The organism is Capilliphycus salinus ALCB114379 (assembly GCF_047276495.1).
Lineage (GTDB): Bacteria > Cyanobacteriota > Cyanobacteriia > Cyanobacteriales > Microcoleaceae > Capilliphycus > Capilliphycus salinus.
Window position 1 is genome coordinate 1388297 of sequence record NZ_CP178543.1, and the last position, 24254, is coordinate 1412550.

The 24254-nt window shown below is 43.1% G+C and carries 8 protein-coding genes; 5 read left to right on the forward strand and 3 right to left on the reverse strand.

The window, feature by feature from the left end:
- Positions 1 to 14 precede the first annotated feature (14 nt).
- A complete protein-coding gene (locus tag ACL6C3_RS05750) occupies positions 15 to 3191 on the forward strand; it encodes an efflux RND transporter permease subunit (protein WP_413166108.1) in 3177 nt (1058 codons plus the stop codon).
- Between the two features lie 328 nt (positions 3192 to 3519).
- Here the strand turns inward: ACL6C3_RS05750 and ACL6C3_RS05755 are convergent, their stop codons facing one another.
- On the reverse strand, positions 3520 to 11637 hold the full coding sequence (locus ACL6C3_RS05755) for a glycosyltransferase (RefSeq protein ID WP_413166110.1): 8118 nt from the start codon (positions 11635 to 11637) through the stop codon (positions 3520 to 3522).
- Between the two features lie 368 nt (positions 11638 to 12005).
- On the opposite strand from ACL6C3_RS05755, the gene ftsH3 reads away from it, so the two are divergent.
- Positions 12006 to 13844 (forward strand): ATP-dependent zinc metalloprotease FtsH3, encoded by a 1839-nt coding sequence (ftsH3, locus tag ACL6C3_RS05760; RefSeq protein WP_413166111.1) that lies wholly within the window; start codon positions 12006 to 12008, stop codon positions 13842 to 13844.
- Between the two features lie 354 nt (positions 13845 to 14198).
- Positions 14199 to 15755 (forward strand): hypothetical protein, encoded by a 1557-nt coding sequence (locus ACL6C3_RS05765; protein WP_413166113.1) that lies wholly within the window; start codon positions 14199 to 14201, stop codon positions 15753 to 15755.
- A gap of 175 nt (positions 15756 to 15930) precedes the next feature.
- Here ACL6C3_RS05765 and ACL6C3_RS05770 read toward each other — a convergent pair whose 3' ends face one another.
- Together ACL6C3_RS05770 and mfd are read right to left on the reverse strand one after the other, a co-directional pair.
- Entirely contained in the window at positions 15931 to 16230 is a 300-nt protein-coding gene (locus tag ACL6C3_RS05770; RefSeq protein ID WP_413166115.1) for an antibiotic biosynthesis monooxygenase family protein, read from the reverse strand.
- A 1846-nt stretch (positions 16231 to 18076) separates the two neighbouring features.
- Positions 18077 to 21535, reverse strand: a complete 3459-nt coding sequence (gene mfd, locus ACL6C3_RS05775; protein WP_413166117.1) for a transcription-repair coupling factor — start codon at positions 21533 to 21535, stop codon at positions 18077 to 18079.
- 73 nt (positions 21536 to 21608) lie between these two features.
- On the opposite strand from mfd, the gene ACL6C3_RS05780 reads away from it, so the two are divergent.
- Positions 21609 to 22937, forward strand: coding sequence for a hemolysin family protein (locus ACL6C3_RS05780; RefSeq protein ID WP_413166118.1), 1329 nt, complete (start codon positions 21609 to 21611; stop codon positions 22935 to 22937).
- A gap of 60 nt (positions 22938 to 22997) precedes the next feature.
- Positions 22998 to 24248, forward strand: a complete 1251-nt coding sequence (locus ACL6C3_RS05785) for an alginate O-acetyltransferase AlgX-related protein (protein ID WP_413166120.1) — start codon at positions 22998 to 23000, stop codon at positions 24246 to 24248.
- Positions 24249 to 24254: the final 6 nt, after the last annotated feature.

A 24254-nucleotide genomic window follows, 5' to 3' on the forward strand; every position in this document is an offset into this window, starting at 1 on the left:
TTTCGGATGTAAAAATGTCTCAATTTAGCTTGTCCGCTTGGTCAATAAAAAGACCCGTACCCACTTTAGTTTTATTTTTAATTTTAACCGTAGTGGGGTTAATGTCTTTTCCACAGTTGGGAATTGATGACACTCCTAATATTGATATTCCCGCAGTTACAATTACCGTCACTCAACCCGGCGCCGGTCCGACCGAATTAGAAACTCAAGTCACCAAAAAAGTCGAAGATTCGGTGGCGGGTTTGGGAAATATTGACCGTTTAACCTCGACGGTTCAAGATGGAGTTTCCACAACCAGCGTTAGTTTTATTTTAGGAACAGATAGCGATCGCGCCACCAATGATGTTAGAAATGCGATCGCCCAAATTCGTCAAGATTTACCCCAAGATATTAACGATCCGGTTGTCCAACGGTTGCGGTTTGCGGGGGGAATTGTAATGACTTATGCGATAACTTCCCCGCAAAGATCCGTTGAAGAATTGAGCGATTTAGTGGATCGAACCATTAGCCGAGAATTACTAAATGTTCCCGGTGTGGCGCAAATTCAACGGGATGGAGGTGTCAATCGCGAAATTCGGATTGAGTTAAACCCGGATCGGCTTCAAAGTTTAGGAATTACCGCGACCCAAGTTAACGATCAAATTCGGGCTTTTAATATTAATTTACCCGGAGGGCGATCGCAATTTGGCGGGTCAGAAAAGAGTATTCGCACGTTAGGAAGTGCCAAAACGGTTGAAGCCTTAAGAAACTATCCGATTGTGCTTCCGTCTGGGGGTTCAATTCCCCTTTCAAGTCTCGCCAATGTGGTTGATGGGTTTGGGGAAGTTCGTCAGGTTGCCCGTTATTTTGATCTGGAAAATTCTCCGAATTCAGATTCTCAAGAAATTGGTGAACCTGTTGTTACTTTTTCGATATTTAGAAGTACGGGTAGCACGTTAGTGACTGTTGAAGAAGGGGTTCGGAAAGCCGTTGCCGAGTTGGAGAAAACCCTACCCGATGATATCAATTTAGAACTGATTTTAACCGATGCGGACTCGATTCGAGACTCCTATCAAGCCTCAGTTGATGCGTTAGTTTTGGGGTCAATTTTAACGGTTATTGTGGTCGGTGTGTTTTTAAGAGATTGGCGGCCCACGTTAATCACAGCCATCGCTTTACCCTTATCAATTTTACCGACATTTATGGTAATGAAACTATTGGGATATACCCTCAATAGTATGACCTTATTAGCCTTAGCTTTGGCAATGGGGAACTTGGTTGATGATGCGATCTGTATGATGGAAAATATCGACCAACACGTTGAAATGGGGAAAACACCCTTTCAAGCCGCCCTCGATGCTTCCGCAGAAATTGGGTTGGCGGTTGTCGCCACGACTGCAACCATTGTCGCCGTGTTTTTACCCGTCGCCTTTATGGGGGGTATTCCGGGTCAATTCTTTCAACCCTTTGGGGTAACGGTTGCGGTTTCAACGATGTTTTCCACCTTGGTTGCTTGTACCGTAACTCCGATGTTGGGGGCGAGATTATTAAAGCCGAAAAAACCAAAAGAGATAACGGTTTCTGAATATAAATCCAGCGAAAATCGCTTTCATCCCTATCGGGGTTTATTGCGTTTTTCCCTGCGAAATAAGGTATTAACCCTGGCAATTGCCGTTGCATTTTTTGTCGGCAGTTTGCAATTAGTTCCGATGATTCCCAAGGGATTATTTGATGAAGGGGATACGGGTTTAAGCACGGTATTAATTGAACTTCCACCGGGTTCTACCTTGCAGGAAATCGACAAAACCGCCCAACAAACAACGGCGTTACTGGGTGAAAATCCGGCGGTTTCCAATGTATTGTCTGTCATGGGAAGTGGAGGAAATAGTAGCGATGCCGGGGTGAATCAAGGAACGATTTATGTTAATCTCAAACCCCGAGATGAACGGCAGGTTTCTCAAGACGAATTTGAACAGGAAATGCGCCTAAAGTTTGAACAAGTTCCCGGCGCGAGAATTAGTTTTCAGGCTGAAGGTGCGGGTGGGGGAAGTAAGGATCTTTCGATTGTTTTAACGAGCGAAAATCCCCAAGCGTTAACCCAAGCGGCGAATGATTTAGAACGTCAAATGCGGGAGATTCCGGGGTTAGTAGAAGTGACATCTAGCGCCAGTTTAGTTAAACCCGAAATACTGATCAAACCCGATCCGGAAAGGGCGGGAGATTTGGGCGTTTCCGTGCAATCAATCGCCCGGACTGCAAGGCTTGCAACCTTGGGCGATAACGAATCTAATTTAGCAAAGTTTGATTTGGCCGACCGTCAAATTCCGATTAGAGTTCAATTAGCAGAGGAATTTAGAAACAATTTTGATATCATTCGCAACCTACAAATTCCCAGTCAAACGGGCGATTTAGTGCCATTATCTGCCGTTGCTGAGATTACCATTGGCAGCGGACCCGCAACAATTGATCGCTTTGATCGGGCGCGTCAAGTGTCAGTACAAACGAATTTACAAGGGATGTCTTTAGGCGATGCGTTGGCGAAAGTTCAAGCGTTACCCGCAATGAATCCGCTTCCGCCTGATGTCGAAGAAAAGTCCGATGGAGATGCCGAAATTATGATCGATATCTTCACCCGATTTTTGAGTGCGTTGGGTTTGGCGGTGTTGGGAATTTATGCGATTTTGGTGTTGTTGTACAACAATTTCTTACTTCCCTTTTCGATTTTAATGGCGTTACCGCTATCGATTGGGGGGGCGTTATTGGGGTTGTTGATCGCGCAGAAAGAGTTGGGATTGTTTGCTTTAATTGGAATCGTTTTATTGATGGGTTTGGTGACGAAAAACGCGATTTTGTTGGTAGACTGTTCGTTAGCCAATGAAAGAGAAGGAAAGCCTCAATTTTATGCGGTAATTGAAGCGGGAGTCTCTCGTTTACGTCCGATTTTGATGACCACACTTTCGACAATTGCGGGAATGATTCCGATTGCGTTAGAATTGGGGGCGGGTTCTCAAACTCGCAGCCCGATGGCGATCGCAGTCATTGGCGGAATGACAACTTCGACGTTATTAACTTTGGTTGTTGTTCCCGTTTGGTTCACCTACGTTGATAATTTTCAACATTGGCTTCAGAAGGTATTCTCGGGCGAAAAACGGAAAACAAAACGTTCTTCTAAATCCAAAAAATCAAAAGCAAAACTTCCGATAACCGATTAATTTTATTCCGGCAAAATTGTAGGGGCGGGTTCTACAATATCTTTAATTACTACTGATAGATTGAGATAAACCCGCCCCACCCCCATAACACGCATTAATCAACCTAATCAATAATTATTCTGTAGGGGCGGGTTCTACATTAATCTTGACGACAACTCCGAGATTGAATTAAACCCGCCCCACCCCCATAACTTTCTCGCGCACCGGGTTTTTAATCTCACTGTAAGAGGGGCGGGTTTTTATAAGTTGTCTGTGAGAAAACATAAATAATTCCTGAACCCGCCCCTACAGAAGTGACCAATAATGTAGGGCGGGTTCTACAATATCTTTAATGACTACTGATAGATTGAGATAAACCCGCCCCTTGTAACCACGTCGGTAAAGCCGAAACTTCTGGAATTTGCAATTGTTCCAAAGGAGAATACAACCTCGCGGCTAAGAAAGAATTAACGAATTTTTCAGGATTTAATCTTGACTCGGGAAGCGAGTCATCCGCAGGCACCGCCTTTTCAAGGCGGTGAACGGATGACTTGAACTCGTGGGTTAATTGTTGGAAAAATTGCTGTTCCGTGTCCGTCAAAGGTTCGCGGATAAACTCACTTTTATAGAACAATTGAGAACAAGATCCGATAGAACTTTGATAAACTGATTCTAACTCAGTTTCTGGTACAGTTAACCAAAAATCAGCCAATTGTCGCCGAATTAGACGTAATTCTTCGATAACCGATTGATTTGACGGATCAATATAATATAAATTCAGACAACCTTGTAGGCGATTTTTAAACTGTTGAGTGTTCAGATGAGAAATATTTTCTGTTACCGTTTCCGGTGTTGGTTTCATCTGTGCTGCGGCTAAAGTTTGTTCAACTTTCTGCAAAGCCTGTTGATTTTCAAATACAGTTTTATAGTCTTGAATTAACCAACTCGGTAAACGTTTCTCAGCATCACGAACCAACATTTTACCCGGTACATAATACAACATCGCCGCAATTAAACAATTCAATGAATTCGGATGTTTTAAACCCGTCGCAATTTGCGTAAGTTCATCAACAAATTGACGTTCAGCTTCGAGTAAAGGTTCATTTTGAATTCCCCGACTCAGTAAAACTTGATAGCCATTTCCCATGTGTCCTTTATAAACTTCTTCTAATTGATGGGGAGAAATTTTTAACCAATATTCCGCCATTGCTTTACGAAGTTGACGCAAACGTTCAATAATCGCTTGATCGGAAGAATTGAGTGCGTAAAGGTTCACATAATGAACTAATTCCGATAAATAATCCCGTCTTTGGATCGGAGTATTGAGGGGAATTTCGGGTAATTGTTGATGCTGTTTCCAAGTCTTAAAAAGTTGCTGAAACAGCGACTCGATTTTTTTAGCATAACTAAAGCTATCTAAAAATGGCGGATTTTGCTGCATTTTTTGTTGAATTTCTTGGCGATATTCTTGTCGGAGTTTAGCGTCTGTCGCCAACTGAACCGCCAAGTTAATATAAGCGTCTTCGCTATCAACAATTAAGTCATTTAAAGCCAGCGATCGCAACAGAGAAGCACCCATCCGCGAACGGAAAGAATCACTCTCTTGAGTCACAGTTACTAAACCCACTTCCAACGGATCGACTAAAGAATTCACTCCTGAAAACGGATAGGAATCGAGATAGACATCGGCTAATTTCAAATATTGTTTAATATCAGTTCGACTGGGTTGAGTATCTAAAATCATCAGACGACTGGGTTGAACGTTGTGGCGTTCAAAAGCAGTTTTTAAGCGATTTAAGAAGGGAATCCGAGCATAACTCGATGTCCAGTTGGGGTTAAAAGGATAGAGAATTAAAACAGAATTGGGAACTTTAGCGATAATTTTTGCCCAAGTTTCTCTCAATTCCGGTATAATTTTATAAAAGTTCGCACCGGAGATAAAAACAACCGTATTCTCATCGAGTTTCAAATCCGAACGTTGGGGGTTAACCGTCGCTTGTTCGGGTGCGATCGCGTAGTAATTAAAGCAGTGTGCGGTTCCTTCTATCACCGCCAATTTTTCACGATATTGTTGGGGTGCTTGGGGAGATTCCGTTAAATTTCCCGAGATATAATAATCAATATTTCGCATCCCCGTTGTGACACAGGAAGAAGTCGAAGTCACTTGAATTCTTGCGAGTCGATGTAACGCTAACAGGGTAATAGAATTAGTAACTGCGGTAACATTCGTACCAATTAAAAGGATATCTAAATCATCCCCTCGAATGGTTTGAACCTGATCGCTTAATTTTTGCGGGAGTTTTATAGAGCGATCCGCACGACTCTGACAATATTTTTCTAAAGGATGATTATTCATCTGACAGGTGTAGAGAATAATCTCAAACTGATTTTTATCGAGATGTTCAAAAACGGGTAAAGTTGAATAGGTTTCGGTTTGCGGGTTGAAGTGGTTGCTCAGAATTCCCAAGCGAATTTTATCTCGGTTTTCGGAGCGTTTCGGAAAAGTATAATCTAATTGATGACCGCTACTTAAGAGCGCAAACTCCATAATTTGCGCTCGTTTTATGTAGAGTTCTTTGAGATTTTCCGAACTAAAATAAAGCGGAATTCCGTTCATTCTCAGCAAAAATACATTGGCGATATCTTGCCAAACTTTTGAGCTTTTATCGCTAAAAATTCGACTGTGAAGATAGTCAATCCATCCTTGAAGATAAGAATAATAACGTTCAACTTCTCCCCGTTCCTGAAAGAATTGAGGAGGGGTCAACATAAACGTCAAATAATCATTAACAAACCAGTTCGGAATGGGAGCGTTTCTGTACCATTGAGGCGTCAGTTGATGGGGGTAACAATACAACATCGTGGCGAGGAGATGTTGAATCGCATTTTGTTGATTTAAACCATTAGAAAGATAGGCTATCCACTGATGAACACTTGACTGTTCGGCTTCGGTTAGCGGTTCATTTTTAATCCCGCTATTGAGTAAAGTTTGGTGGATTTTTTCAGCATCTTCTGCATAAACACTATCCAATTCATTTAAGGAGGTGTTCAGCCAAAGTTGTGCTAAAGTTTGGCGAATTTTTCGCAGGTTTTCAATAACCGTTGGGTTGTTGGAGTTTTGGCGATATTGTTCTGATAAGCTGGTTGCTTCTGCTAAAATCTCGTTTAAGTTTAAAGTTTGATCTCCCAATGTTTCCGAACTGAATAACTGAATAATCGCCTCTTTCGCCTGCTGAGATTGACTGCATTTTAGCGCCGCTTTAATTTGTGCGATCGCCGCTTTTTCGTCTTCTACTCCTAACATCTGTTTAGCCGTATTTAACGCATAAAAAGCATAGTGTTCTCGCGCTTGTTTGGAGAGGGTTTCTGCTTTTTCCGGGGGAAGATAAGATTGAGAAATTTCAATCGATTTCAAAGTATCTAAAATATTCCCTCCCGTTTGCAATAAGCGGGATGTCCAAGAGGTAGAATGTAAGCGATAACAAGCGAGCGCTTGAGGTTCGTACCAAAGCGGAAAATAAGCTGCTATTCGCTTCCACATTTCCCAATCCGCAGCCGAACCCGCTTGTTTACAAAAACCCCCCAAACGTTCGTAGGTACTTCGTTTAACGACAATAGAAGAAGGTTGAATACGCTGAGACGTTGCAATTTTTTCTAACCAATTTTCCAACAAACCGGGTGTTTCTCGTTCCAAAAATGAGAGAGAACGTTGACGGCTGTTTTCATCGACATAAAAGTGACGACAAAATGCGGCGCCAAGATTTGCATCTTGGTCAATTCCACTTCGCAAACTTTGATAAAATCCGGGTAACACCAAGTCATCATCATGTAACAGATGAATCCAATAGCCTTGTGCGCGTTGTAAACACAAGTTAAAGATTGCGGTTTGACCAATATTTTGTTCGGGATGACGATAAAATTTAACTCGCTCTTTTCCCACTTTATTAACAATCGCTTCCAGTTCGGCTTGTACTGCGGAATCGGGACAATCGTTAATCACTTCAATCTGCATTTTCTCGGGATTAAAACCTTGATTGAGAACACTTTTTAGCGTTTCTTCTAAATACTTGACTTTATTAAAGGTGGGAATCATCACCGAAAATAAAGGTCGTTCTAAATCGGTATTTAAAGGTTCAATACTCGGAAAGATTTTATTATTTTTTTCAGCAATGATCAGATTTTTGGGTTCTATAGAGGGTAACGGCTTCTGTTGCTGACTGCTATGACTAATATCAGATTCGCTCACAAAAGGCTGATATTCTAGAGCGATAGATTTTTTCTGAACTTCTGCTAGAAACTGATTGGCAATTTGAATTAAGTTTCCTTGCAATTGAACGGGATTGATTTTCTGCTGTTCTCGAAGTTGGCTTGATAATTCACGATTAAAAAACTCAACAAACAAAATACCATATTTTTGCCAATTTGCATTACTGTAATTCACAGAATGTTTGACATGATAAGCAATTGGTGTCACCAGGCGTTTTAACGTCCATCCTTGTTGTAAAGCAGTTAAAGGAATCAAAAAATCCCACCAAGGTAAACCCAAACAGAAGGAAGTCTTGGGAAATGCGGTTAAAAATTGCTGGTTAAAGAAGAAGAAATCAAACCCTTTATCATAAATTTCTCCTTGCAATTCATTAGAAGACTCTATCTCGATGCGAGAACCAAACACGACGGCATTTTTAGCCTGTTCTAGAACCCAAGAATAAAACTTGTCATCGGCTTTTAGCTGTACATCAGAATTAACAATTCCACAAATTTTTGAGTTTTGATGCTTGAAAAAATTGAGAATATCATCGAAATAAACTAAGGGTTTTCCAACTTCTGCTTCAGCATGACGAGTAACGGGATGAAAAGTTACATTCTCATACAAAGTTTGAAGCTGTTGAATTTCCGAAGAAGTGTTGAGCGATACGACTGAAAAACCCAGAGATTTCCAACTGGCGATCGCCGTTTTTTGTTTTTCTAAGTTGTTCGGTGCGATACTGGTAACAATGGTTATTTCTTCTTTGATATTTTGAGCAATGTTCAAAACAGATGACTGTGCTAATTTGGCTTTTTCTTTGAGAGCAATAACGCTTTTTTCATTGAGTTGAATCACTTCGGGTGTAGGAATTTCAGTCTGATACAATCCCTGCTGAACCCATTGTAATTCGGCTGTTGTTACCCGTTCAACTTCTTGAAAATACTGCTGTTTGTAAAGGTTTGAACGTTGATGATCGTAAACCCGAAAACCCCCAATTAAGGCTTGAACTCGGTATAAAGGAGCATGGCGAGAAAAACGTAACCACAGTTCAAAATCTCCCGCATATTGCAGATTGGTTTGGAGTTTTGCTCCTACTTTTTCCCATAAGGATCTTTTCCAGAATGTACTTTCTTGTTGAATCCATAAATGTTGAAGTTGAGGATTATCTCGAACCTTTTGCTTTTCTAATAAGAGTTTTCTTGACCAATGAAGCTGATAATTTTGCCGTTCAATTGCTTCTCCTTGTCGGTTCCATTCGGTCGGAATTCCTGTTATCCATTCAACCTGTTGATGTTCGCTAAAAACAGCCGCTACTTTGAACAAAGCATCTGGATGATATTTGTCATCCGAGTTTATCCAAGCCATTATCTCGCCTGTAGTTCGGCTAAATCCCGCATTAATTGCAGTATAATGACCCCCATCGGGTTGACTTTGCCAATACGTTAAATGCTTTTCATATTTTTTGATAATTTCCACCGAACCGTCTACACTTCCCCCATCCAGAATAATGTATTCTAAATTGGGGTAGTTCTGGCTTAACACCGAGTCAATACAGGCTTCTAAAAACTCAGCTTGATTCAGAGAAGGAGTCACAATTGAGATTTTCGGGAGAGACGGACGCACCCTAATTTCTGGAGAATAAGCTGTTTTTGGTGAGGATTGTTTTTGCCAAAAAATATTATAAGAAGCCGGTTGACCAAATTCTTGATAGGATTTTTGGGTTATATGTTTCCAGTAGCGATTATAAGCCAATTCTGACATTACATATAAGTCGGAATCCTGGCGCATTTTTTCCAAGGGAATCAGAGGATGTAAAGTTTGAATCTGATTAAATAAATAGGTTAAAAATTTATTCGTCCAAACTTCTTGAGGTTTGATGACAATATCAAAGCAATGAAAAGACCATCCTCCGGGCTTTAATACTCTATCGATATCTTCACAAATTTTTTGATATTCGCTTTCATCTTCGGGAATATGTTCTAAAGTAGAAATACTGAAGACACAATCAAAATATTGCGAAGGAAGTTCCGAGTTAAAATTCCCAATATAGTCTTTAATCAAACGATAACCTAACCGATTGTCAATTTGAGTCGGGCCATTTCCTTCGCCTTCTAATTTATCCAGATTCCAACATTCATAATTCTGTTTTAACGCTTGAATAACCCGAGAATTTCCACCCCCGATTTCTAAGAGTTTCGCTCCGGGGGGGAGATGTTCAATAATCAAATTATAAATTAATAAATCCTGGTAGACTTTCAGATCGCACTGATTCAAATTGAGATTTGCATAATATCCAAAGCGGCTAAATTGATTAAAATGACTGGATTTGGAATAGGTAAATTTCTGCCATTTGGCGTTTTTATTTAGATCGGATTGTTTTAAATTTTGAGCAGTTTTAACCAAACTTGAACTCACAATATCTGCCATTTTTGACCAAGAAAACCCTTGGGATTGGGTTAAACCTGCCGAAATTAAAGACTGACGAATTTCTGAGTTTTGAACCGTCTCTAAAGCCCGAACCAATTCTTCAACATCATTATCTTTAACATAAATTGCAGCCGTTCCCGCCACTTCCGGAATCGCACCGTTTCGACAAGTAATTACAGGACAACCACAAGCCATCGCCTCAACAATTGGAATACCAAAGCCTTCATATTTTGAGGGATAAACTAAAGCGCTCGCACCGGAATAGGCTACTTTTAACTCCTCATCACTGAGCCGCAATTGATGAACCTGACCATCTTGAACGTAAGCTTTTAACTCGGGTTCTAGTTCAGCACTTCCACCCACACAAACAATTTCTAGGTCAAATTTATTTGCCAGTTGAGCAAAGGCTTGAAAAAATAATATGGTATTTTTATATCCTCCGACTCCCACCCGTTCCCCAACTAAAATAAAGTAAGGTTTTGCAATTCCATATTTAGATTTAAAGTTTTGAATTTCTTCCGTTGATGCGGGAGTGAAGATGGGTTTGGTTCCACAATGAGCCACAGTAATTTTATCAGAAGAAAATTGAGGAAAATAATCTGTTAAATCACGGGCGGTATTTTCAGAAATAGAAATTGCAGCACCAGCCTGTCGAATTGCATAATGTTTTTCTCGCCACATTGGATCGTTGAGATCTAATCCCAAACGCTCGGGAATCATGTCATAAGCCATGAATACTGATGGGGTTGTTAGGGGCGTTGTATAATAGGTTGAGATGAATAAATCGGCTTTTTCTTCATCGCAAATTTGCTGAAGCATTCGTCGGTCTGCATCAGTTTTACTATAGTCATAAGCGGGAATCTGTCGGTACTTGATACCGGGAATTTTTGGAGCCGTTCCCGCCCGATCTAAAATGATAAGGTGTTGAGCAAATCCACTGGTTTTCCATTCTTTGAGCAAGGAAACCCAAACTTGATAAATTCCGGTTTTTGTAATTTGAAAGAATGCCCCATCAATAATAATTTTAGATCCGAAAAATTCGATTTTATCGTTTTTTCTATTCTCGTATATTATTTTTTGTAAATGATTAAATGGTGGCTTCCAAGCGATTGCCGTTCCATTTTTACTAAGATCTTCTATAAAAAAGTAATCTTTTAATAAGATTTTGTACTCGTTCCAAAGGTTCTGTAAATAAAGATGAGCCGGATGACAAATATCATCAAAAATCAAAGCTCCACCCGGAGCCAGGTGAGCAAAAGCAATGTCTAAATCGAGTTTTGCCCCTTGATAACTATGATCTCCATCTATATAAATCAGATCGAACTCTTGAGGATTATTAGAATTGGCAAAAAAGGCGGGAAGGGTTTGGTGAGAATTCCCTTGAATTAAAGTCGGAAAATTTTTCACTCCGACTTGATTTAACTCGGAAAGAACAAACTCAGGCCCCGGATTCGTCGTGTAAATTCCTTGTTCCGGCACCGAGGCATAATTGGGAATCCACAAATCAAATCCATAAGCTTTTGTTTGCGGAGATTCTACCAAAACCTGAGCCATAGAACGCCCTCGACGCACTCCGACTTCCAGATAGTTTTTCGGTTTAAAATGATGAGCATACCAGTTTAAAAATGTAATGGAGTCAAAGCCTAGATTTTCCGGCAACTGAGTCGGTGAATAATTCTCCAAGTCTTGCTTCAAATAATAATCTCTAGAAAGCCGAGAAAGAATGGAGTAAACCCGTTGTTTGACCTGGTGATGGGAGATTAAGTCTACTAATTTTTGTTTGAGTGTCTCCATCTTTTTTATTCCTCTAAAGATCGGATTAAACTTTTTGACTATAGGTTATAACGAAAATGAATGAAATTCTCATTTCTCCTATAAACCTATCAAAGAATGATGCTTTAACCTAGTTAATAAGTCGAAGTTCGTTAAAGTCTCGATCGCAGCAGCATCTAAAATCTGTGGATCTTCATTGTAATTGCTCCTGTCGTGACCGATAACGAGTCCATCTCACCGTACAATCACCGTACAACCTTACACCGAATCCCGAACTTGCGCGATCGCCACCCCCAGAATTCGTGAAAAATACGTTAAGATTGGTAAACATAATAAAAAAGATACCAGAGTCCCCTGGACTCCGAGCAACATTAGGAGGATAGACCCCGGTGAACAAACGGTGGAGAAACGCAGGCTTATATGCACTTTTAGCAATTGTTGTCATTGCCCTGGCAACAGCCTTCTTTGATAAACAACCTCAAACACGGGAAAGTTGGAAATATAGCACATTTATTCAAGAAGTCGAGAATAATCAGGTTGAGCGGGTCAGCCTCAGTGCCGATCGCTCCAAGGCTCTCGTTACCTCCGAGGACGGTTCCAAAATCATGGTGAACCTTCCCCCCGATCCCGGCTTGATCGATATTCTGACCGACAATAACGTTGACATTTCCGTAATGCCCCAAAGCGATGAGGGTTTCTGGCTCAAAGCTCTCAGCAGCTTGTTCTTCCCCATTTTACTGTTAGTTGGCTTATTTTTCCTGCTCCGTCGCGCCCAAAGCGGCCCCGGAAGCCAAGCGATGAACTTCGGCAAGTCGAAAGCCCGAGTTCAAATGGAACCGCAAACTCAAGTCACCTTTGGGGATGTGGCCGGTATTGAACAAGCTAAACTCGAACTCAGCGAAGTGGTAGACTTCCTGAAAAACGCCGATCGCTTTACCGCAGTCGGTGCGAAAATTCCCAAAGGCGTGCTGTTAGTCGGCCCTCCTGGAACGGGTAAAACCCTCCTCGCCAAAGCCGTTGCGGGTGAAGCGGGTGTTCCCTTCTTCAGCATCTCCGGTTCGGAATTTGTAGAAATGTTCGTGGGTGTGGGTGCGTCCCGTGTCCGCGACCTGTTTGAACAGGCTAAAGCCAACGCCCCCTGTATCGTATTTATCGATGAAATTGACGCCGTTGGTCGCCAGCGGGGTGCGGGTTTAGGTGGCGGTAACGATGAGCGGGAACAAACCCTCAACCAGTTACTCACCGAAATGGATGGTTTTGAAGGCAATACCGGAATTATCATTATTGCCGCTACCAACCGTCCCGATGTCTTGGATGCGGCGTTAATGCGTCCGGGTCGTTTTGACCGTCAGGTGGTTGTTGACCGTCCCGACTACGCGGGTCGTCTGGAAATTCTGCGGGTTCATGCACGCGGCAAAACCCTCGCCAAAGACGTAGACTTAGAAAAAATTGCCCGTCGGACTCCTGGCTTTACCGGGGCTGACCTGTCCAACTTGCTCAACGAAGCGGCTATTTTGGCAGCCCGTCGCAACTTAACCGAAATTTCGATGGATGAGGTGAACGATGCCATCGATCGCGTACTCGCAGGCCCCGAGAAGAAAGATCGGGTAATGAGCGAAAAACGCAAAACTTTGGTCGCCTTCCACGAAGCGGGTCACGCTTTGGTCGGTGCGTTGATGCCGGACTACGACCCGGTACAGAAAATCAGCATTATTCCTCGCGGTCGTGCGGGTGGGTTAACTTGGTTCATGCCGAGTGAAGATCGCATGGACTCCGGTTTATTTAGCCGTTCTTATTTGCAAAATCAGATGGCTGTTGCTTTGGGCGGACGTCTGGCTGAAGAAATTGTTTTCGGCGAAGAAGAAGTCACCACCGGCGCTTCTAACGACTTACAACAGGTGACTCGCGTGGCGCGTCAGATGATCACTCGTTACGGAATGAGCGATCGCCTCGGGCCTGTTGCTTTGGGTCGTCAACAAGGAAATGTTTTCCTCGGCCGTGATATCATGTCCGAGCGGGATTTCTCCGAAGAAACTGCGGCAACCATTGACGAAGAAGTTCGCAAGTTGGTTGATGAAGCTTATGTTCGCGCTAAAAATGTGTTGATGGAAAATCGTCATATTCTCGATAAATTAGCGGAAATGTTGATTGAGAAAGAGACGGTTGACTCTGAGGAGTTGCAAGACCTTTTAGCCAATAATGATGTTCGGCTTGCGGCGATCGCCTAGTCATCGGTACTCCGGCTTTTCAAGCCGGACTCTGGGATGACTCGCTTCCCGAGTTAATCGCTGTTTCCACTTTTGCAAGTTAATATAAATCGAGCTACTCTAGCAATTTCTAGGGTAGCTTTGATTTTGAGAAGCTATCCCTCAAATGAACGACCCTCAAAAATGCGACTGGTTAATCGATAATCATCTCCCTAAACTAAAGAAATAAGTTACAAGAAGCCTTTAGCCAATTTAGACAAGATTTGAAACTCAACGTTTCAGTCAATTTTTTTTAGCCGATCCATCCCCAATTGGTTTTCAACCAGATGCTTCTACATCCACACAAAAACCAAACTCAAGGTTGGAGAATTTCTCATGGCAAATTTCTCAGGCGATAACAGCAATAACACTATTTTCGGTACAAATAACGCCGATACCATTCGAGGACTCGCAGGAAACGATCTCCTCTACGGACTCGATGGAAACGATCGCATTTTTGGCGGTGACGGATCGGATACCCTCTCAGGTGGGGGAGGAAATGACTACATTTACGGCGATCGCACAGGTAATCCCTTCATTCCCGATTTACCCCTCGGACAAGCCGTTGTCAGGCAGTCGAGAACGGTAAATTTCACCCAGACATCTAATGATTTTCTGACGACCGATATCCTCGATGATAGTTCACAGTTTACCACTATTAGTCCGATTGATGATCTGTTTTTAATTCCTGATATTTTCGTTTTCAACACCTACAACGACTCCATTGTGGGAGGTTCGGGCGCCGATACCTTACTCGGCGAACAAGGTGCCGATACTATTCGTGGCGGTACGGGAAATGACTTTATTCGGGGCGGTGATTCTGGCGATCGCATTTTCGGCGATAGCGGCGATGATAACCTCAGCGGTGATGGCGGTGACGACTTCATCGACGGCGGTCACGATGATGATAACATCAGTGGTGTCTCTGGAAATGATACCCTGCTTGGCTATTTTGGAGCCGATATTCTTGACGGGGGTTCGGGTAATGATAGCCTTTCTGGTGGCGGAGATAACGATATCCTCGACGGCGGAATTAATAACGGAAGCGATACCCTCAACGGCGATGACGGCGAAGATTTTCTCAATGGCGGTGATGGGGATGATCTCCTGTTTGGTGGGTTCGGTGATGATAGCATCCGGGGTGGTGGCGATAACGATTCTTTGTATGGTGATGCGGGAAATGATTCTCTAGACGGCGATGCGGGGGATGATGTCCTGTTTGGATATGACGATCAAGATACGGTTTTTGGCGATAGCGGTAATGATACCCTCGATGGTGGCGATGATAACGACTTGGTTGAAGGGTCTAGCGGGGATGACTCCGTTGTCGGTGGAGATGGGGATGATACCGTTATTGGCGGTTCGGGAGAGGATACGTTAAACGGGGGTCGAGGTGATGATCAGCTTGTCGGTGGCGGTGGTGTGTTGGTTGATGATCAAAATAATCCTATCGCCGATGCAGACAACCAACAGGATATTTTCCAAGTCACGGCTGAAGAATTCGGCGGTTTTGGTAACGATATTCTCACGGGTTTTGAGGTCGGTTTGGATAAAATTGAGTTGGGTTTTGATATCTTTTTAACGTTAGAAAATCCCTTCCCGAATGATCTGATTCTCAAGAATTTTGAGATTTTAGATTTCTATCCTAACGGACTCGAACAAGGTTCTGATGACCTCTTGACGGATTTAGATTTTCCCTTTGTTCAAGATGTCGGTGGTAGTTTGTTAATTAATTTCCCCGCTGCTGGCGAAGTTTTAGACGCTGAAGGAAATGTTTTGGGTGTTGTCGAATATCAAGTGAATAACGATGTCATCGATAATTTTGGTGGCGGTACACTTCTGGTTGAGAATGTTAACAGTTTGAGTGAAAATGATCTCGAATTCTTCTCTTAATATAATCTCCGAATAATCAATAATTATTTTGTAGGGGCGGGTTCTACAATATCTTTAATTACTACTCCCATATTGAATTAAACCCGCCCCACCCCACAACACGCATTAATCAACCGGACATCATATAATTAACCGTTTTTGCATCAACTTTTGGAGGAATTAGTGATTACTCAGGTTAAGGATTAAATAATACACTTTCATAATGTTCTACTCTGGGAAATGGATCGTAGAAGTGATGAAGCAAAGATCGCCATTCTTGATAATTTGGCGACTGTCGAAACCCAATTGTATGATCTTCTAATTGTTCCCAACGAACCAGTAGAATATAACGATTTTTAGTTTCTAGACATCGTTGAAGTTCGTGAGAGATATAGCCCGGTATGGAAGCAATTAGAGTTGAGGCGACTTTGAATGCTGCTTCAAATTCTTCAGCCAAACCGGGTTTAATTTCAAGAATTGCTACTTCTAATATCATCGGCAAAAATCACTATGTTTCAATCCCCTTGCGGGGAATTAGTTAATGGAAAGTCCGCCGATTGAAACTGAGTGTGGGTGGTCATTCAGGGGCTAATTTTGGCAAACTTCAATATTAGTGAGTACAGACATGATAAAACAGCGATCGCATGATTGTCTAGTCCCAAACGGGAAAACCCAACGAAATCAACTCACTTGAAATACTTCCTCAATCCGGTTGCGGGAAATAAGCGATCGCATTGCGTAATAGTTCCTTGTCTCAATTGGCTTGCGGGGAATAAGCGATCGCATTGCGTAATAGTTCCTTGTCTCAATTGGCTTGCGGGGAATAAGCGATCGCATTGCGTAATAGTTCCTTGTCTCAATTGGCTTGTGGGGAATAAGCAATCAGAAATCGTAATAGTTCCTGGTCTCAATTGGCTTGTGGGGAATAAGCAATCAGAAATCGTAATAGTTCCTGGTCTCAATCGGCTTGCGGGGAATAAGGTATCCGAACATCGTAATAGTTCCTGGTCTCAATCGGCTTGCGGGGAATAAGGTATCCGAACATCGTAATAGTTCCTGGTCTCAATCGGCTTGTGGGGAATAAGCAATCAGAAATCGTAATAGTTCCTGGTCTCAATCGGCTTGCGGGGAATAAGGTATCCGAACATCGTAATAGTTCCTGGTCTCAATCGGCTTGCGGGGAATAAGGTATCCGAACATCGTAATAGTTCCTGGTCTCAATCGGCTTGTGGGGAATAAGCAATCAGAAATCGTAATAGTTCCTGGTCTCAATCGGCTTGTGGGGAATAAGCAATCAGAAATCGTAATAGTTCCTGGTCTCAATTGGCTTACGGGGAATAAGCGATCGCATTGCGTAATAGTTCCTTGTCTCAATTGGCTTGCGGGGAATAAGCGATCGCATTGCGTAATAGTTCCTTGTCTCAATTGGCTTGTGGGGAATAAGCAATCAGAAATCGTAATAGTTCCTGGTCTCAATCGGCTTGCGGGGAATAAGGTATCCGAACATCGTAATAGTTCCTGGTCTCAATCGGCTTGCGGGGAATAAGGTATCCGAACATCGTAATAGTTCCTGGTCTCAATCGGCTTGCGGGGAATAAGGTATCCGAACATCGTAATAGTTCCTGGTCTCAATCGGCTTGCGGGGAATAAGGTATCCGAACATCGTAATAGTTCCTGGTCTCAATCGGCTTGTGGGGAATAAGCAATCAGAAATCGTAATAGTTCCTGGTCTCAATCGGCTTGTGGGGAATAAGCAATCAGAAATCGTAATAGTTCCTGGTCTCAATTGGCTTGTGGGGAATAAGCAATCAGAAATCGTAATAGTTCCTTGTCTCAATTGGCTTGTGGGGAATAAGCAATCAGAAATCGTAATAGTTCCTGGTCTCAATCGGCTTGCGGGGAATAAGGTATCCGAACATCGTAATAGTTCCTGGTCTCAATCGGCTTGCGGGGAATAAGGTATCCGAACATCGTAATAGTTCCTGGTCTCAATCGGCTTGCGGGGAATAAGGTATCCGAACATCGTAATAGTTCCTGGTCTCAATCGGCTTGCGGGGAATAAGGTATCCGAACATCGTAATAGTTTCTGGTTTCAATCGGCTTGCGGGGAATAAGGTATCCGAACATCGTAATAGTTCCTGGTCTCAATCGGCTTGCGGGGAATAAGGTATCCGAACATCGTAATAGTTTCTGGTTTCAATCGGCTTGCGGGGAATAAGCGATCACATTGCGTAATAGTTCCTTGTCTCAATCGGCTTGCGGGGAATAAGCGATCGCATTGCGTAATAGTTTCAAGTTTGAAAAACCCGGTTTCTATAGAGTTACCGAGTTTTTGGGATAAATCAACTCACTTGAAACACTTCCTCTTTCTTCTCGCTGAGAACATCCTGCATTTGATCCAACCATTCGATTAAAGATTCTAGCTGTTTACCCGCATTCATCGCCCCCAAACCTCTAACGGTAACTTTACCTTTGCTGTAAACAAACCGAGAATGTAAATGCCCCGGAAGCTTCTCTTTTAACAAATTCCAAGCCGGTTCTTCCATCGGCGTTTCTAAGATAATATGCTGTTTATTTTCGGTATCCGGTTTAATTCGAGAAAAGCCCAATTTTTTGGCAATTTGTTTGAGTTCCATCACCCGAATTAACTGTTGGGCGGGTGTCGGTATCGGGCCGTAGCGATCGCACCAATCTTCTTCTAATCTTACCAGTTCATCGCGACTATTACAAGAAGCAACTTCTCGATAAGCGCTCATCTTTTGGTCGATATCGGGAATATAATCGGAGGGAATAAAAGCAGTAAGATTAAGGTCAATTTGCGTATCATCAACTTGCGGGATTTCTTGACCTTTGATTTCCCGAATTGATTCTTCTAACATCTCCGTATACAAATCAAATCCGATTACATCCATTTGACCGGATTGTTCCGATCCGAGTATATCACCGGCGCCGCGAATTTCTAAATCTCTCATCGCCAGTTGATAACCAGAACCCAATTGTGTAAACTCTTGAATAGCCCTCAACCGCTTGCGGGCATCGTCGGATAACATCGCCTGTCCGTCTGCATTTACGGGGTAAAATAACCACGCATGGGCTTGTACTCCCGAACGTCCAACCCGACCCCTTAACTGATACAATTGTGCTAAACCAAAGCGATGAGCATCTTCGATTAAAATGGTATTTACCCGAGGAATATCTAACCCCGATTCGATAATGGTTGTACAGACTAAAATCTCTGCTTCTCCCGCATTAAAGGTTAACATAATTGATTCCAATTCTGCCGCATCCATTTGACCGTGAGCAATTGCTATCCTCGCCGTTGGCACCATTTCGCGTATTTTAGCCGATTTTTCCTCAATTCCTTCTATTCGAGGAACGACATAAAAAACCTGTCCGCCCCGATCCAATTCTTGACGGATCGCCGTGCGAATGGTTTCATCATTGTAGGGCGATAAATGAGTTTTAATCGGGCGACGGGAAGGCGGTGGCGTGGTAATTAAACTCATTTCTCGGATTCCCGACAACGCCATATATAACGTGCGAGGAATAGGAGTCGCAGTTAAAGTTAAAACATCTACGTGAGTTTTTAGGGTTTTAATTTTTTCCTTTTGATTGACTCCAAAGCGTTGTTCTTCGTCTACAACTAATAATCCTAAATCTTTGAATTGAATGGTTTTGCTGAGAATGGAATGGGTGCCGACAATAATATCAATTTCGCCCGTTGTTAACCGTTTTTGAATCTCTCTTTTTTCGCCTGCGGTTCGGAAACGATTTAACAACGCAATTTCTATCGGATAGGGCGCAAATCGTTCTTTTAGCGTGTGATAATGCTGTTGGGTTAAAATCGTAGTTGGGGCGAGAAAAGCCACCTGTTTTCCCGCAGTGACCGCTTTAAAAATTGCCCGAATTGCCACTTCCGTTTTCCCAAACCCGACATCCCCACAAACTAAACGATCCATCGGACGTTCGGCTTCCATATCCCGTTTAACGTCTTGGGTTGATTTCAACTGATCGGGCGTCGGTTGATAGGGAAAAGAATCTTCAAGTTCCTGTTGCCAGGGCGTATCTTCAGGATAATTATAACCGGTTTGTTGGGCGCGTTGGGCGTAAAGTTTCAGCAAATCAACCGCCAACTTTTTAATCGCTTTTTGAACTTTATTTTTGGTTTTCTCCCAGGTTTTACCGGAAAGTTTATTGAGTTGGGGAACTTTAGCGCCCGTACTTCTAAACCGGGATAACGTTCCCACCTGATCGGCTGCAACTCTCAACAACCCATCGGCATATTGAACGACCAAATAATCGCGAGTTTCGTTATTAAGGGTGAGACTTTCTAACTTAATAAATTTACCAATTCCATGCTGACGGTGAACGACATAATCCCCCGGACGGAGTTTATTTGGGTCAACTTGTTTGGACGCCGCCCGGCGCCGCTTGCGGATGTAACTGGGGGTCGCCAGGGAATGTTGACCATAAAATTCTCGGTCGGTAATGACAACTAACCGAAATGTTGGTAAAATAAAACCTTCGAGTTCCGCGAGTCCGCTATATTTGAGGGCGACGGGGGTATCTTTGATCAAACCGTCGATCGCCGGATAGTCTCGGGGGTTGGGGACGAATTTCGCCGGACAGTCGTGTTCGGACAGCAGGGCGACGGATCGACTGGGTTGGGCGGAAACGAGAAAGATCGCAAAATGGCGATTTCGTTCTTGGCGAATCAGATCGGAGAGTTTGGCGTACTGATGGGGCGTGATCGGGAGGGGACGACTCGACAGGTTGAGACTGGGCGAACCGGCAACCAGGGGAGAGGGGTTCACTTCCGCGAGTTCCGAGAGGTAGAGGCGATCGAAATGGGCGGAAATATCGGCCAAAGATTCGCTAAACGGTTGGTGGAGTTTGGGAAAGTTGTCTGAGGCGGGAATATCCGATAAACTCTGTTCAATATGATCGTACCAGCGATCGCCGTGCGCCGCACACTGATCGGGTTCATCGACGGCAACTAAAGTCAGTTCGGGCAAATAATCGAGTAATGAGGCGGGTTTGTCAATTTTCCAGTTTTCCGTACCAATTCCCCAAGGGGTAAAATCGGTGGGCGTGAGAACCAACTGAGTTATTTTATCAAGCGATCGCTGGGTTGTGGGGTCAAATTCGCGAATTCGTTCCAGTTCGTCCCCAAACCACTCCAAACGGACGGGAAGTTCAGCCGCGACGGGAAAAATATCGACAATATCGCCCCGACGACTCCACTGACCTTCGGTTTCCACCAGCGAAACCCGTTCGTAACCGAGAGTCGCGAGTTGTTCATCGAGTTGTTTGGAGTCCTGACTCATCCCCTGTTTGAGGGTCAGACAGTAGGGCTTAAAATCCTCAACGGGGGGAAGGTGGGGCTGTAGCGATCGCTCGGTGGCGACCACCGCAATTTTACCATTGTCTGCGGCTTTTTTGTCTGCGGTTTTTTCTCGGGCGTCGGGGTTGATCAAATCTGCAAGAACCTGCATTTGTCCCCAAGTCATTTCCTCCGAGAAAGACGGGTCATAGGGCGAACCCTCCGACGTCGGATAAAAATGAACCACAGACCACCCCATCGCTTCGAGTTGGGCTGACCAGCGTCCGGCTTCTTCGAGGGTGGCGGTCACAACAAACAAATTCAGTCCGGCTTCTTGGGCCAGGGCGGAGGCGACCAATCCTTTCGGTAAGCGGGGGACACCGTTAAGGTAAAGTGATTGATGTTGATTTAGTTTGGTCAGGAGTTCGCGGGTCAGCGGCGATCGCGCAGTCGCCCGAACAATCGCAGAAAATGTCATAGATGCTTCATCGATGGTGCTGTCGTTCTTACCATTTTAGAGAATTTAGCGATTTGTTATTGGGGTATTTTAAATGATTGCGGTCTTTCGTGAAATGTTGATTGTGCTGTTGTTGGTTTTGGCTAACGGTGTGTTTGCCATGTCCGAGATTGCTATTGTCTCATCTCGTCGGGTGCGTTTGCAACAGTTAGCCAATGCAGGAAACCAGAAAGCCCACACCGCCCTAGAATTGGCGAATACACCCAACCGTTTTTTATCGACGGTTCAGGTGGGGATTACCTTAATTGGGATTTTGGCGGGGGCGTTTGGCGGGACAACGTTGGCGGAGAAATTAGCCGGAAAACTGAGTCAGATTCCGATTTTGGCGCCCTATAGTGAGGCGATTGGTTTGGTGCTTGTGGTGTGTTTGATTGCCTATTTATCGTTAATTTTGGGGGAATTGGTGCCGAAAAGATTGGCTTTAAATCATCCCGAACGGATTGCAACTCGGGTCGCCCAACCGATGAAATGTTTATCTGCGGTTGCGTCTCCGGTGGTTTATCTTTTGAGTAGTTCGACCGAGTTTATTTTGCGTTTATTGGGTAGTGAAGTTCCCAACGAACCGCAAGTGACCGAAGAAGAAATTAAGGTGTTAATTGAACAGGGAACTCAATCGGGTATTGTCGAAGAAGCGGAACAGGATATTGTGGATCGGGTGTTTCAATTGGGGGACCGTCCGGTGCATGATTTGATGACGCCTCGCCCGGAAATTGTTTGGTTAGATTTGGAAGATACTCCGGAAAAAAACCGCCAAAAACTGAAGCAAAGTTTTTATACTCGGGTGTTAGTTTGTCAGGGGGGTTTGGATAATGTGTTGGGGTTTGTCCGGGTGACGGATTTATTATCTCAATCTTTGTCAAATCATCCCCTAGATTTAACTCGTCCGTTGCGACGTCCGCTGTTTGTTCCCGAAAGCACTTCGGTGTTGAAAATTTTGGAAATGTTCAAACAAACCGGAACTCATATCGGGATTATTGTGGATGAATATGGCGTGATTCAAGGGTTGGTTACGTTGAATGATATTTTGTTAGAATTGGTCGGCGATATTCCCGCAGTCGATCATAAAGATGAACCCCAAGTGATTCAGCGTGAGGATGGGTCTTGGTTGTTGGATGGAATGTTGGCGGTTGAGGACTTTTTTCAACTGTTTAAATTACAAGGTTCCCCCCAACAGTCTCGGGGAAGTTATCACACTGTTGGCGGTTTTGTGATTACTCATTTGAGTCGAATTCCCTCGGTGGCGGATCATTTTGAATGGAATGGGTTAAGAATTGAGGTGGTTGATATGGATGGAAACCGGGTCGATAAAGTGTTGGTTATGCCGATTGCTGTAGACCGAATGCCAACAAATTTACAGCCGTAGACAGTCTCAGTTAAAGATTGCTATCCTAGAAAACCTACATTCTTTGATGTCGTGAAATTTATGTTAAAATCCCTCAAGTCACTTTCTTTTAAACAAATTCGTCAAACTTTAATTTTACTATTCTGTTGGACGGTTGTACCTTTATTTTTAGTCGAAGTTTTGATGATTGTCTTAGAACCTTATTTGTTTAAAGGGTTGTATCAATACGACCAAGATTTGGGTTTTAAAATTCGTCCCTATGCCAATGGAAATAATCAATTTGGTTTCAACGATAAAGATTATCCGTTAGAAAGGGAAGCGGGTAAATTTCGGATGTTAGTTGTTAGCGATTCTTTTAATTGGGCGGGAGGACAAGAGGGAAATTACACGGCGTTGTTGGAGAATAAATTTACCGAATATTATGGTATTCCTCAAGTGGAAGTGATTAATACGGGTTATCCGGGAACTCACACGGGGGAACAGTTGGAAATGTTGAAAAAGTTCGGCTTGCAATATAATCCCGATTTGGTTGTATTGGGGTTTTTTGTGGGAAATGATTTTATCGACGCCGACCCCAACCGCAAACGAATTATTGTCAATGATATTTATATTGATATCGATAAACGGGAAGAATTGGTTATCTTTGGTTATCCCATTATCGGACAGTCGAGGTTGTGGTTATTTATCCAACAAAAATATAAAATCTTCCAAGAAGCCGCAAAATCTCAACAGGCGTTAGAGTCTGTTGAAAGGTTAATTGCTTCTGTTAGTCCTCAACTTTTGGGTCAAAATGCTAACCCTCCCGTTGAACAGTCCCCCGGTATTCTCTCTCTTGAAACCTTTTTAGAAGTCGAGAGAAATCGGTTAAGTTTTTGTGAAAATAAGAGTTTAAACGCGGGATACTGGGATAAAAATATTAACTATGTTCTCAAGAGTATTTCGGAAATGAATCGAATCTTGAAAGAAAAAAATATTCGGTTTATTGTCGCCATTTATCCCGATGAATTTCAGGTAAACCCCCAACTGTTTAATCAGGTTGTTAATGAGTTTGAACTCGACCCCCAAGATTACGAAATTAACTGTATGCAAAATATCCTCAAACAGCATCTAGAAGCCCAGAATATTGCTTACATTGACTTGACGGAACGCTTCAAAGCCGAACAGCAAAAACAGCATTTATATCTGCTTCAAGAACCCCATTGGAACTCGGCGGGAAATCAACTCGCGGCTGATATTTTATTTGAAAATTTGCGACCCAAAACCGATAGTTACTTTCAGTCTTTGGGCCGAGTAAATAAGGGGCTAAAGCCCAACAAAAAACCCCGCTTGTAGTAGCGC